A 12,619-nucleotide genomic window follows, 5' to 3' on the forward strand; every position below is an offset into this window, starting at 1 on the left:
TCATGAAATTCACGCTTTCCTGGCTCAAGGACCACCTTGATACCGACGCTTCGCTGGAAGAGATCTGCGCCCGCCTGACGATGATCGGGCTCGAGGTCGAGGACGTCGACGACAAGGCCGCCTTCAAGCCCTTCGTCATCGCCAAGGTCGTCTCGGCCGAACAGCACCCGAACGCAGACAAGCTGCGCGTCCTGATGGTCGATACCGGCAACGGTGCTCCGATCCAGGTTGTCTGCGGTGCGCCGAACGCCCGCGCGGGCCTCGTCGGCGCCTTTGCCGCTCCCGGCACCTATGTGCCCGGCATCGACGTGACGCTTGCCATTGGCACCATCCGTGGCGTCGAAAGCCGCGGCATGATGTGCTCGGAAAAGGAACTGCAGATCTCCGAGGATCACAACGGCATCATCGACCTTCCGGCCGATGCGCCTGTCGGTACGAGCTACGCCACTTATGCCGGCCTCGACGACCCGATGATCGAGATCAACCTGACACCGAACCGGCCGGACTGCACCAGCGTCTACGGCATTGCCCGCGATCTCGCCGCCTCCGGCCTCGGTACGCTGAAGGCACGGCATGCACCGTCCTTCGCGGTTGAAGGCGATACGCCGGTGAAGCTGACGCTCGACCTCGGCGAAGACAGGCACCTGTGCCCGGGCTTCTCGCTGCGCCTCGTGCGTGGCGTCAAGAACGGCCCGTCGCCGAAGTGGATGCAGCAGCGTCTGCTCGCGATCGGCCTGCGCCCGATCAACGCGCTTGTCGACATCACCAACTACATGACCTTCGACCAGGGTCGGCCGATGCACGTCTTTGACGCCGCCAAGGTCAAGGGCAACCTTACGGTTCGCCGCGCCAGGGACGGAGAGACGGTGCTGGCGCTCGACCAGCGCGAATACAAGCTCGGCCCCAACAATGTCGTCATCGCTGACGAGAAGGCGATCGAGTCGATCGGCGGCGTCATGGGTGGCGAACACTCCGGTTGCGACGAAAACACCAGCGATGTGCTGATCGAATCGGCGCTCTGGGATCCGATGAACATCGCCAAGACCGGCCGCACGCTCGGCATCATCACCGATGCGCGCTACCGCTTCGAGCGTGGCGTCGACCCGGAATACATGGTGCCCGGTCTTGAGCGCACGACCGAACTGGTGCTCGAACTCTGCGGCGGTACGGCGGCCAAGGCCGAGATTGTCGGCTACGCCGGCTACCAGCCGAAGATCGTCGACTTCCCGGTTTCCGAAGTGAAGCGGCTGACCGGCCTTGAGGTTTCGTCGGAAGAGAGCGTCGCGATCCTGAAGAAGCTCGGCTTCGGCGTTGAAGGCTCTGGCGAGCGCTTCAAGGTCTCGGTTCCCTCCTGGCGGCCGGATGTCGACGGCAAGGCTGACCTCGTCGAAGAGGTCATGCGCATCCACGGCGTCGACAATATCGTCGCAGCCCCGCTGCCAAGCCACGGCACCGTCAACGGCAAGATCCTGACGACGCTGCAGATCCGCACCCGCCTTGCCAAGCGCGCGCTTGCAAGCCGCGGCATGCTGGAAGCCGTCACCTGGTCGTTCATCTCCGAGGATCAGGCGAAGCTCTTCGGCGGCGGCGCACCCGCGCTGAAGCTCGCCAACCCGATCGCCTCGGACATGTCGGACATGCGCCCGTCGCTGCTGCCGGGTCTGCTGACGGCTGCCCAGCGCAACGCCGACAAGGGTTTCGGCGACGTCGCGATCTTCGAGGTCTCCGGCACCTATGAGGGCGATACGCCGGATGCCCAGCGCCGCGTTGCCGGCGGTATCCGCCGCGGCACGGCATCCCTCAACGGCGCCGGCCGCCTCTGGTCGAACGCCGCCAAGGGCGGCGGCAAGCCGGTCGACGTCTTCGACGCCAAGGCCGACGCCATTGCGGTGCTCGAAGCCTGCGGCGTGCCGATGGGCAACGTCCAGTTCGAGCCGGGCGGGCCCGCCTGGTATCACCCGGGCCGCTCCGGCACGATCAAGCTCGGCCCGAAGATCGTTCTCGGCACTTTCGGCGAGTTCCATCCGAAGACGCTTGAGGCGCTTGACGTCTCGGGCGCGCTCTGCGGCTTCGAGATCTATGTCGATGCCATGCCCGAGCCGAAGAAGAAGGCGACCCGCACCAAGCCGGCGCTCGATCTGTCGCCGTTCCAGGCGGTGAAGCGCGACTTCGCCTTCGTCGTCGACAGAGCGGTCGAGGCGGGCGCCATCCTGCGTGCGGCCTCCGGTGCCGACCGCAAGCTGGTGACTGGCGTCAGCGTCTTCGACGTCTTCGAGGGTGCTTCGCTCGGCGAAGGCAAGAAGTCGATCGCCATCGAAGTCACCATCCAGCCGGTCGAGCGCACGCTGACCGACGAGGACTTCGAGGCGCTCACCGCCAAGATCGTTGCCAATGTGACGAAATCGACGGGCGGGGTGCTGCGCGCCTGATCTGCGCACAAGCGCCTGAGCAAACGAAAAAGGGCCGTTGCATCGCAGCGGCCCTTTCCATTTGCCGATGCTCAATCGGCGCGTTGCATCAGTTCGATACGGTTGCCGAAGGGATCGTTGACATAACATCTGCGGCAGCCTGCCAGCGGCTCGTCCTTGGCGGTGGCCACGCCGGCCGCTTCGAGCCGGAGCACTAGGCGGTCGAGATCGTCGACGAGAAAGGCCGGGTGGGCCTTGCGCGCCGGCCTGAAGTCTTGGTCGATGCCGAGATGCAGCCGGATGCTGCCTTGCTCGAACCAGCAGCCGCCGCGCCCAAGAAGATTGGCCGGCTTGCTGACCTCCGAAAGGCCGAGGAGACCGCCGTAGAAGCCGCGCGCTGCCGGTTCGGCACCCGCAGGCATGGCGAGCTGGATATGGTCGATGCCGATGAGCCTGCCCGTCGGCTCGGGATTCCCCAGCGGTCCGGTCATGACGCGTGCTGATGGAAGACCTTGTTGACGATCACCCAGCGCCCGTCGATCTTCACCAGGGAGAGGTGATCGGAGTAGCGCTCACCGGCAAAACTGTCGATCACCTTCACCGTTGCGGCATCGCCGGTAATGTCGATCCGCTTCACATCCATCTCGGGCTGGGTTCCCGGGGGTGCGGCGCCCGTTTCCACGACCGTCTTGATGAAGCCTTCGCGCGTCGTCCATTCGAGCGCGCCCTTGTAGTTGCCGATAATCGCCGCATCGGGATGAAACGCCTTGCGCAGCGCACCCTCGTTGGCAAAGGCCATGCCGTCCACATAGAGGTGCACCACCGCGCTGATCGCCTGCTCGTCGGACATTCCCACTCCTCCGGATTTGTTGCCGTTGGTTGAGAGGTAGTGCGTCCGGCTTGAATTTCGATGGGAAATCTCCCCGCCCTTCAAGGAAGGCGGGGAGAAATCCGTCAGCGGTTGGTGAGCGCCAGCGAAGCGTCCGTGTAGCGATTGCCGGCGACAAGGGCCGGCGACAGCGCTTCGGCGAGGCGGCTGGATTCTTCGGCACTCAGCGTGATGCTTGCCGCGGCCGCATTCTGCTCCAGATGGTCGAGCTTGCGGGCCCCCGGGATAGGCACGATGAAATCACCCTGGTTGATGACCCAGGCAAGTGCAAGCTGGGCCGCGGTCACACCCTTCTCCTCAGCCAGCGCCTGGAGCGTTTCCACGAGCTGGACGTTGGCATCGAAGTTCTCGGCTTGGAAACGCGGCAGCGAGCGGCGGAAATCATCGGCTTCCAGATCCTCGGCCTTTTTCAGCGCGCCGGTCAGCATGCCGCGCCCGAGCGGACTGTAAGGCACGAAGCCGATGCCGAGTTCGCGGCAGGTGGCAAGCACGTCCTCTTCCGGGTCACGCGTCCACAGCGAATACTCGCTCTGGACAGCGGCGATCGGATGAACCTTGTGGGCCCGACGGATGGTGGCGGCACTCGCCTCGGAAAGGCCGAGGGTCCGCACCTTGCCTTCGCGCACGAGCTCGGCCATGGCGCCGACAGTATCCTCGATCGGAACCTGCGGGTCGACACGGTGCTGGTAGTAGAGGTCGATGACATCGGTTCCGAGCCGCTTGAGCGAGGCTTCCGCCACCGCCTTTGCATGTTCCGGCCGTCCGTCGACGCCCCTGATCGCCTGGGCCGCCGGCACGCCGGGCTCGATGCGGAAGCCGAACTTGGTGGCGATCGTCACCTTGTCGCGCACGGGGCCGAGCGCCTTGCCGAGCAGCTTCTCGTTCTCGAAGGGACCATAGACTTCGGCCGTGTCGAAGAAAGTGATGCCGAGGTCGACGGCGCGGTGAAGGGTGCGTATCGATTCCGCCTCGTCGGCTGCGCCATAGGCGAAGCTCATGCCCATGCATCCAAGGCCAATGGTGGAGACGGTGAGGTCATTCCCGAGTTTGCGGGTCTTCATGTCGTTTCCTTGTCTAGCTGCCACGCGCCGGAACGAACGCGCTGGGAGCGCACGTCTGTCGTCCGAGGCATGAATTGGTGGCTGGGCACCACCGCTGCGCCCTTGCACGGCGTAGCGACGGGTTCCTCTGTGCCATCGCTGACGAGCTCCTCGCTTCGTTCACGCGTTGGCGACGAATTGAAGAATAGAGCCGTAACGGGCGGCTGAAAATCACTGTCAATTCTCACGGGCTGTTCTATTATTTCGATCAATGAACAGAACACAGCTCTCCCAACTCGCGGTGCTGGCCGCCGTTGCCGCCCATGGCAGTTTTCGTGGGGCCGCCCGAGAACTCGGTGTGGCGCCGTCGGCCGTCAGCCACGCCGTCGGCAGTCTGGAGGCGAGCCTCGGCATTCGCCTGCTGGCGCGCACCACACGCAGCGTCGCGCCGACGGAGGAGGGGCGTCGGCTGCTCGAAAGGCTGGCGCCAGCGCTGGAAGAGATCGCCCATGCGCTGGAAGCGGCCGCCGACGCGCGCGAGCGTCCCGCGGGCAATCTGCGCATCACTGCGCCGCGGTTTGCTGCAGATCTGATCCTCGCACCAAGGCTTGGGCGCTTCCTGAACCTCTACCCGGAGATCGTCCTGGAGATCGCCAACGAGGATGGCTTCACCGATATCGTCGAGGAAGGTTACGACGCCGGCATCAGGCTCGGCGAAAGCCTGGAGGCCGATATGATTGCCGTGAAGGTCGGGCCTGAACTGGAAAGCGCCGTCGTCGCATCGCCCGATTACTTCGAGCGCCATGGCCGGCCGCAGCACCCGCGCGACCTGGCGGAGCATCGCTGCATCCGGCGGCGTTTCTCCAATGGCGCGCTTTATCGTTGGGAGTTCGAGAGGGACGGCGAGGAACTGACGGTATCGGTCGAGGGCCCGCTGATCCTCGGCGAAGACCGGCCCATCATCAAGGCGGCAATCGGCGGCGCGGGCCTCGCCTATCTGTTCCTCTCGCGTGTCGAAACCTCACTTGCCGAAGGGCGGCTGGAGCGCGTCATGGAGGACTGGTGCGCGCCCTATGCCGGTCCCTATCTCTACTATCCGAGCCGCCGGCAGATGCGGCCGGCCCTGCGCGCCTTCATCGATTTCTTCCGTCACAGCGGCTAGCAGCCGGCGCGGAATCGAGTGGCGCGGTCCGGCCGGGTCTGGAATGCACGTGGTTTGATACACTCCGTAGGTTGAGATGAGAAAGGAAAGCGATGAAGAAGCCCGGATCGATGAAGGGTCTTGAAGATCTCGGCCGGGTTCGGCTCTCCCGAAACTTCTTCTTTCGCGATTTCCTGCACTCGGAGATCGCCGATTTCTACCGCATTCCGAACATCCCCGATGATCCAGATCTGGCGATCGAGGCAGGGCGACGTCTCTGCGAAGAGTTATTGGAGCCGCTGGAGGCGACCTTCGGACGTCTCGTCATTCGCTCCGGTTATCGCAACCGCGCCGTCAACGGCTTCGGCAACGCCAATGGGCTCAATTGTTCGACCAATGCCGCTTCCGCCGCCGATCATATCTGGGACATGCGCGACGCCGACGGATGCATCGGCGCCACCGCCTGCATCGTCATCCCCTGGGTCTGGGATCGTCGCGGTGATATCGGCGGCTGGCAGTCGATCGCCTGGTGGATCCACGACCATCTGCCCTATGCGTCGCTCTGCTTCTTCCCGAAGTTGTGGGCCTTCAACATCCAGTGGCACGAGCGGCCAGCGCGCCGGATCTCGAGTTTCATCCAGCCGCGCGGCGTGCTGACCAAGGCCGGCATGGCCAACCAGGCCGGCAGCCATGCGGAGGCCTATGCGGGATTTCCGGATTTGAGAAACGTGCCGAAATTGACCTTGTAGCGCACGTGCTCGTCGGTCCCGGAGTAGCGATCGTAGAGCCGCCGCGCCGTGGCATTGTCAGCTTCCGTGTACCAGTAGAGCCGGTCCCAGCCCATGTCCTGACAATGCGCGATGAGATGGTCGATCATCGCCCGCGCCACGCCCCGGCCGCGCGCCGTGGGATCGACATAGAGATCCTCGATGTAGCAGACCGGCTGGCGGAAGAAGGTGGCGAGCTGTTCCTGGCAGATGGCGAAACCGACCGTCTTTCCGTCGAGGATCGCCAGCCACGCGAAGAGCGGTGCTGACGGGTCGATAAGGTGGCTCCAGGTGAGGTCGATGATGTCTTCGGCGAGATCGGTGCCGGAAAAGGCGACATAACCGGCCCAGAGGCGGCGCCAGTCCGCCTCGTCGCCATCAGCCGCAGCGCGTATCGTCAGTGCCATCGGGTTGGGTTTGCTCCCATCATTCGCTCACGTCGTTGAGCTTTCGGATCGCTTCATCCGACAGCTTGAGTTCTGCGGACCGAATGAGGCTCTGCAATTGCGCGAGGCTGGTGGCGCTGGCGATCGGCGCTGTGACGCCCTTGCGCGTCCGGATCCAGGCAAGCGCGATTTCCGCCTGGGTCGCCCCGGTATCGGCCGCAATGTCGTCGAGCACGCCGAGGATGCGCATGCCGCGACCGTCGAGATATTTTTCGACGCCGCTGCCGCGCGCCGAACCTTCGAGGTCCTTGTGCGTGCGGTACTTTCCAGAGAGGAACCCGCGCGCCAGGCCGAAATAGCTGATGACGCCGATCTCTTCGGCAATGCAGAGCTCGCGAAGCGGCCCTTCGAACGCATCGCGGTCGTAGAGATTGTATTCCGGCTGCAGCACCTGATAGCGCGGCAGGCCCTGGTTTGCCGATACGTCGAGCGCCTCGCGCAGTTGCAGCGAGTTCAGGTTGGAGGCGCCGATGGCGCGGACCTTGCCCTCGGTCAGCAACTGGTCATAGGCGCCAAGCGTCTCTTCGTAGGGCGTCTCCGGGTCTGGCCAATGGGAGAGATAGAGATCGATGTGGTCGGTCTGCAGCCGTTTGAGCGAATCTTCGACTGCCTGCAGGATCCAGCGGCGCGAAAGCCCCTTGCGGTCGGGGCCGAGTTCGGAGCCGACCTTGGTGACGATAACGGCCTTGTCACGCGACCGGCCCGACTGTTTCAGCCATTTGCCGATGATCGTTTCGGATTCGCCGCCCTGATTGCCCGGCGCCCAGGAAGAGTAGACGTCTGCAGTATCGATGGCGTTGAACCCGGCGTCGAAAAAGGCGTCGAGCAGGGCAAAGGAGGTCTTTTCGTCGGCGGTCCAGCCGAAGACATTGCCGCCGAACACAAGGGGCGCAATTGTCAGGTCGGTGCGGCCAAGTCTCAGTTTTTCCATGGTTTCGCTCCATTGGACTGGATGAAAGCATATCGCGATCGGGAGGATTGCGAAGGGAAAGATAGGGCAGAAAAGCTGACATTGTCACCCGCCCGCCGGCATTTTTCTGCGAAACGCATATCCTTGGCCGAATGAAAGCAACTGCTTGATAGGTACGTACCTCGACGCTAGTCTCGGCCACCACATCAGGGAGCTTCACCATGTTACGTTTCGGAATTCTGTCCACGGCCCGGATCGGCCGCGACCTCGTCGTGCCCGCCATTCAGGACGCGGAAAACTGCGTTGTCTCGGCTGTTGCCAGCCGCGACTTCGCAAAAGCCCGGGCGATGGCCGATCGCTTCTCCGCACCGCATGCCTTCGGCTCCTACGAGGAGATGCTGGCGTCCGACGTGATCGATGCGGTCTACATTCCGCTCCCGACGGCGCAGCACGTCGAATGGTCGATCAAGGCGGCCGACGCCGGCAAACATGTGCTGTGCGAAAAGCCGATCGCGCTTCGCGCTTCCGAGATCGACACGCTGATCGCGGCACGTGACCGCAACGGCGTCCTGATCGCCGAAGCCTTCATGGTCACCTACAGCCCTGTCTGGCGCAAGGTGCGCTCGCTGATCTCCGAAGGCGCGATCGGCCGGCTGCGACACGTCCAGGGCGCCTTCACCTATTTCAACCGTGACCCCAACAATATGCGCAACATTCCGGCGCTCGGCGGCGGCGGCCTGCCGGATATCGGCGTGTATCCGACGATCACCACGCGGTTCGTCACGGCCAAGGAACCGGTGCGGGTGCAGGCGAGCACCGACCGCGATCCGGAGTTCGGCACCGATATCTATTCGAGCGTGCGTGCCGATTTCGGCGATTTCGAGCTGAGCTTCTATATCTCCACCCAGCTCGCCGCCCGCCAGGTCATGGTCTTTCATGGCGACAAAGGCTTCATCGAAGTGAAGTCGCCCTTCAATGCCGACCGTTACGGCCGCGAGGAAGTGGAACTGACGAACCAGAACCACGCCCAGTCCCAGCTTTTCCGTTTCCAGGATGCCCGCCAGTACAAGCTCCAGGCTGAAGCCTTCTCGCGTGCCGCCAAGGGCGAGGATGAGGAAGTCGTGACGCTCGAGAATTCGCGTCTCAATCAGAAATTCATCGATGCGATCTATCGCGCCAGCGCCAAGGACGGCTGGGAGACGATTTGAGCCGATCGAAGTATACGAGAAGGCTCGCCGGCGTGGCCGCCGGCGGACCTCTTTCCCGATTTCTCGAGACCATCGTCAGGCGATCGCGGTGTGCTCCTGCGCCAGACCCCGCAGCTTGAAGAACAGGAAGTCGGCGACACCGATCATGCCAATGACGACGATGGCGATACCGGCGGCGGACAGGGAGGCATAGGCCGCCATCAGGAGCGCCAGGCTGGCCACCTGCCAGAGCATGTCGCCGGCGATGCTGATGCGCGCCGAGGCCGTCACCGGGCCGCCATTGCGCGCCGCCGAGAGGTGGAACAGACCCCAGATCAACAGACCGGCGCCCAGCGCCTTCAACATGACAGGCGTGATGAAGGGTGTTGCGGTGGTGTTGACCAGTGCGGCCAGCGGCACTGCTGCGAGGATCAGCACGGCGCCGCAGACGAGCGAGAAGGCTCCGTCGGCGAGGAAGGTCTTGTTGAGCAGGCTGCGGTTCGAGAGGGTCATCTTCGGCTCCATCTGTTTGTCGATGGCCGGATGTTGCGTTGATGACGTCATCAAGCCAATTACCTCTGAGGTAATGGATTTTACGCGGCACGCGCGCCACTCTGCCGGGCAAACGGAGAATCACGACACATGCAGTTTGGCGAACATCTGAAGGAATGGCGCGGGCATCGCCGTATGAGCCAGCTCGACCTGGCCGTCGCTGCGGGCATTTCGGCGCGCCACCTGTCATTTCTTGAAACCGGCCGCTCAAAACCGTCGGAAGGCATGATCCTGCGGCTGGCGTCGGTGCTGGATATTCCTGCCCGCGATCAGGGGACGCTGTTTTCGGCAGCCGGCTACCGGCCGCGGATGGCGACGCGGCCGGCCGCAGGGCTCGATGCCATGCCGCCGGCCGTCGCCAATGCCATCAGGCTGATTCTCGCCCGCCACGATCCCTATCCCGGCCTGGTGCTCGACCACGAATACACGCTGCTCGTCGTCAATCCGGCGCTGGCAAGTCTGGCCGTCGCCGCCGACATTCCGTTCCAGCCGGGTGAAAATTTCCTGGATACCTTCCTCGGCAACGACAATGTTCGCAAGCTGGTCGTCAATTGGGAGCCGGCGGCCGCCGACCTTGTGCAGCGCGTGCGCACAGAGGCCTGGCTGCAAGGACCGCGCAGCCGCCTCGGCAAACGCCTCGAGAAGGCCGTATCCAACCCCGCCGTGGCGCGCGCGGTCGAGGATCATCCGGATACTGACCGGCTGCCGGTGCTGCCGATCGAACTCGACGTCGGTGGCATACGGCTGAATTTCATTACGACACTTCAGACCTTTGGCTCGACCCAGGATGCCCTGGTGGAGGGCGTGCTGATCGAATCCTTTTTCCCCGCGGACGAGGAGACCAGGGCGTTTTTCGAGCGGAAGGGATGAGTGCTTGAGCGTCTTTCGTGCGTTCGTCCGAACGCACGGCGCTCTAGTGGCTGTCGCGCTGCAGCCCGACAGCGATGGCGCCGCAAAGTATCAGCGCGGCGCCCATATTGAAGGCGCCGATCGCCGCCGCCGCTTCGACCCAGCTGCCGCTGGCACCTGCCAAGGCCAGTAACACCGCACCCACCAGCAGGCAGACACGCGGAGAGCGCAGACCGCATGTGATGATGCCGAGGAGGAAGGAAGCGGCAACGATCATGGTCCCGGGCACCCTTACGAGTTGATGATGAGCATGCCGCTGATGATCAGCGCGGCACCGAGGGCGTAGCGCAGCGTCACGGCCTCGCCGAGGAAGACGGCAGCAAGAAGCGGCACAATGCAGAAGGTGAGCGCCATGAACGAATAGGCGATCGTCAGCGGCACGGACTTGATCGTGAAGATCCAGATGATCGTGCCGATGCCGTAGACGGCCAAGGCGGTGAGCAATGTCGGGTTAAGGGCCAGCGCCAGCAGCCCTTGAGCGTTTGCGTCGCCGGTCTTGGCGCTTGTCAGCTTGAACAGGATCTGGCCGGCCGAAATCAGCACGGGCGTGAAGAACAGCCCGAACCAGACGGTGGGCGCCAGATTGAGGTTCATTGCCACGCCTCACACCGCCAGAGCTTTGTCTTCGCGATAGAAGATGTCGCGGCCGATATCGATGCACTCGTGCTCGGTCGGCACCGGATGCACCGCGCGAAGGAAGGAGTGGGTATAGGGGAAGAAATTGAAGTGCGGATTGAAAGTGTAGCGATACTCGCGCTCGCGCGGCACGACGATGATCAGACGCCGGCGGGCAATCCGGCGAAGCTCGGAGATCGCTTTGCGGTAGTCGAGGATATGTTCGATGACATGGGTGCAGACGACGGTGTCGAATTCGCCATCCGCAAATGGCAGGTCCTCGATCATCGCCGCATGATATTCCACGCCCTCGATCCGGGCGGCATCATCGATGGCGAAGTCGACACCGGTGAGGCGCTGAAGGCCGGGGTTGGCTTCCCGAATGCGCTTCAACAGAACGCCGGTTCCGCAGCCGACGTCGCAGACGCTCTCGCCGGTGACGCCTGCCGCGATCTTGCGCACGCAGGCTTCGGAATTGTCCGTTCCCTCGTGAACCCTCGGATGGTGCCTATAGAGGTCTTCATATTCGCTGGCCGACAGGAACGGCGCCCGCGCGCGAAATTCCGCGAGATGCGCGATGTGCTTGCCCCAGGCAAGGCTGGCCATACCCTTGAACAGGCGCGAATCCCTGAGAACAGGCGGTATCACGTCTTCGATGATGAAGCGTATGCGGTTGGTCGTTTCCCGATTCATCCGTGACGTTCCCGAACAATGCGTGGCGTCGGCTGCAGGCCGGTTTCCTGGTCTTCGCCCCGGGACGGAGCGGTGCCGCTATCCAGGCTCGCAAGGGGCGCTGCCCGTGAGGCGGTCGCAATATAGTGCAGCCGAAGCTGCTCGGTCCGGCCCCGCGAGACCGAATCGAGGATCAGGCCTGCCGTGAACATGATGATCGCCATCATCAGCATGGCCAGCGCGAAGACCCAGGTCGGCATGCGCGGTACCAGCCCGGTGGCGAAATATTCGAAGAGCACCGGCATCATGAAGCCGACACTTGTCACGAAGAAAGCCATGCCGATCAGTCCGAAGAACGTGAAAGGCCGCGTTTCTTTCATGAGCATCGCGAAGGTCCAGAGGATCTTGGCGCCGTCCTTGTATGTCGACAGCTTGGAATGGGAACCTTCGGGGCGCCGGCCATAGTCCAGTTCAAGCTCTGCGACCGGCAGCTTCAGACGCGAAGCATGGACGGACATCTCCGTTTCGATTTCGAAGCCGTTGGAAATGGCAGGGAAACTCTTGGCGAACCGTCGCGAGAGCACGCGGTAACCGGAGAAGATGTCGTTGAAATCCGTGCCGAACATTTCCCGGTACAGAAGGTTGAAGATCCTGTTGCCGAAGGCGTGACCCTGCCTGCCGGCATCGTCGTGAACGCCGCGCCGCGTCCCGACGACCATGTCGGCACGCTCCGTGATCAAGGTGCGGATCAGATCTTCCGCATCCGTCGGGCAATAGGTGCTGTCGCCGTCGGCCATGACGTAGATGTCGGCATCGATATCGGCGAGCATCCGGCGCACCACGTGCCCCTTGCCCTGCCGGCGCTCGCGCACGACGGTCGCACCGGCAAGCATGGCCTTCAGTGCCGTGCCGTCCGTCGAATTGTTGTCGTAGACATAGATCTGTGCCGTCGGCAGCGCCGCCTGGAAGCCCCGAACCACTTGTCCGATGGTCGACGCTTCGTTGTAGCAGGGCAGCAGAACGGCGATGTTGAAACGGTCGAACATCCAGGTGGCTCGGCTCATGTTGGATCGGCGCCAGCAT

At 63.4% G+C, this 12,619-nt stretch carries 15 protein-coding genes; 5 read left to right on the forward strand and 10 right to left on the reverse strand.

Annotated elements, in window-relative coordinates; genetic code table 11:
• Window positions 1-2 precede the first annotated feature (2 nt).
• Window positions 3-2,429, forward strand: a complete 2,427-nt coding sequence (gene pheT, locus PWG15_RS19795) for a phenylalanine--tRNA ligase subunit beta (RefSeq protein WP_275022270.1) — start codon at window positions 3-5, stop codon at window positions 2,427-2,429.
• A gap of 71 nt (window positions 2,430-2,500) precedes the next feature.
• Here pheT and PWG15_RS19800 read toward each other — a convergent pair whose 3' ends face one another.
• The 3 genes from PWG15_RS19800 to PWG15_RS19810 form a co-directional block, all read right to left on the reverse strand.
• Window positions 2,501-2,899, reverse strand: coding sequence for a VOC family protein (locus PWG15_RS19800; RefSeq protein ID WP_275022271.1), 399 nt, complete (start codon window positions 2,897-2,899; stop codon window positions 2,501-2,503).
• A complete protein-coding gene (locus PWG15_RS19805; protein ID WP_275022272.1) occupies window positions 2,896-3,258 on the reverse strand; it encodes a nuclear transport factor 2 family protein in 363 nt (120 codons plus the stop codon). Before PWG15_RS19805 ends, PWG15_RS19800 begins: the two co-directional genes overlap by 4 nt.
• Before the next feature lie 104 nt (window positions 3,259-3,362).
• Window positions 3,363-4,358, reverse strand: coding sequence for an aldo/keto reductase (locus PWG15_RS19810; protein ID WP_275022274.1), 996 nt, complete (start codon window positions 4,356-4,358; stop codon window positions 3,363-3,365).
• A 250-nt stretch (window positions 4,359-4,608) separates the two neighbouring features.
• Here PWG15_RS19810 and PWG15_RS19815 point away from each other — a divergent pair, with 250 nt between their 5' ends.
• Together PWG15_RS19815 and PWG15_RS19820 are read left to right on the forward strand one after the other, a co-directional pair.
• Window positions 4,609-5,499, forward strand: coding sequence for a LysR family transcriptional regulator (locus PWG15_RS19815; RefSeq protein ID WP_275022276.1), 891 nt, complete (start codon window positions 4,609-4,611; stop codon window positions 5,497-5,499).
• A 92-nt stretch (window positions 5,500-5,591) separates the two neighbouring features.
• A complete protein-coding gene (locus PWG15_RS19820; protein ID WP_275022277.1) occupies window positions 5,592-6,227 on the forward strand; it encodes a hypothetical protein in 636 nt (211 codons plus the stop codon).
• Here the strand turns inward: PWG15_RS19820 and PWG15_RS19825 are convergent.
• Together PWG15_RS19825 and PWG15_RS19830 are read right to left on the reverse strand one after the other, a co-directional pair.
• The gene (locus PWG15_RS19825; protein WP_275022278.1) at window positions 6,179-6,652 is read right to left on the reverse strand and encodes a GNAT family N-acetyltransferase; all 474 of its coding nucleotides are present in this window, start codon (window positions 6,650-6,652) and stop codon (window positions 6,179-6,181) included. The genes PWG15_RS19820 and PWG15_RS19825 overlap by 49 nt on opposite strands.
• 19 nt (window positions 6,653-6,671) lie before the next feature.
• Window positions 6,672-7,622 (reverse strand): aldo/keto reductase, encoded by a 951-nt coding sequence (locus tag PWG15_RS19830; RefSeq protein WP_275022280.1) that lies wholly within the window; start codon window positions 7,620-7,622, stop codon window positions 6,672-6,674.
• A 200-nt stretch (window positions 7,623-7,822) separates the two neighbouring features.
• Between PWG15_RS19830 and PWG15_RS19835 the strand changes: the two genes are divergently transcribed.
• The gene (locus PWG15_RS19835; RefSeq protein ID WP_275022281.1) at window positions 7,823-8,809 is read left to right on the forward strand and encodes a Gfo/Idh/MocA family protein; all 987 of its coding nucleotides are present in this window, start codon (window positions 7,823-7,825) and stop codon (window positions 8,807-8,809) included.
• Between the two features lie 75 nt (window positions 8,810-8,884).
• Here the strand turns inward: PWG15_RS19835 and PWG15_RS19840 are convergent, their stop codons facing one another.
• Entirely contained in the window at window positions 8,885-9,301 is a 417-nt protein-coding gene (locus PWG15_RS19840; protein ID WP_275022282.1) for a hypothetical protein, read from the reverse strand.
• A gap of 129 nt (window positions 9,302-9,430) precedes the next feature.
• On the opposite strand from PWG15_RS19840, the gene PWG15_RS19845 reads away from it, so the two are divergent.
• Complete coding sequence (locus PWG15_RS19845; RefSeq protein WP_275022283.1) at window positions 9,431-10,210, forward strand: helix-turn-helix domain-containing protein; 780 nt, start codon at window positions 9,431-9,433, stop codon at window positions 10,208-10,210.
• A gap of 43 nt (window positions 10,211-10,253) precedes the next feature.
• Here the strand turns inward: PWG15_RS19845 and PWG15_RS19850 are convergent, their stop codons facing one another.
• The 4 genes from PWG15_RS19850 to PWG15_RS19865 are packed head-to-tail and all read right to left on the reverse strand — an operon-like array spanning window position 10,254 to window position 12,600.
• Window positions 10,254-10,466, reverse strand: a complete 213-nt coding sequence (locus tag PWG15_RS19850) for a hypothetical protein (protein ID WP_275022285.1) — start codon at window positions 10,464-10,466, stop codon at window positions 10,254-10,256.
• A gap of 14 nt (window positions 10,467-10,480) precedes the next feature.
• Complete coding sequence (locus PWG15_RS19855) at window positions 10,481-10,843, reverse strand: DMT family transporter (RefSeq protein ID WP_275022286.1); 363 nt, start codon at window positions 10,841-10,843, stop codon at window positions 10,481-10,483.
• Between the two features lie 9 nt (window positions 10,844-10,852).
• Window positions 10,853-11,557 (reverse strand): class I SAM-dependent methyltransferase, encoded by a 705-nt coding sequence (locus PWG15_RS19860; RefSeq protein WP_275022288.1) that lies wholly within the window; start codon window positions 11,555-11,557, stop codon window positions 10,853-10,855.
• Window positions 11,554-12,600 (reverse strand): glycosyltransferase family 2 protein, encoded by a 1,047-nt coding sequence (locus tag PWG15_RS19865; RefSeq protein ID WP_275022289.1) that lies wholly within the window; start codon window positions 12,598-12,600, stop codon window positions 11,554-11,556. Before PWG15_RS19865 ends, PWG15_RS19860 begins: the two co-directional genes overlap by 4 nt.
• Between the last annotated feature and the right edge of the window lie 19 nt (window positions 12,601-12,619).

This window comes from Ensifer adhaerens, assembly GCF_028993555.1.
GTDB classification, from domain to species: domain Bacteria; phylum Pseudomonadota; class Alphaproteobacteria; order Rhizobiales; family Rhizobiaceae; genus Ensifer; species Ensifer adhaerens_I.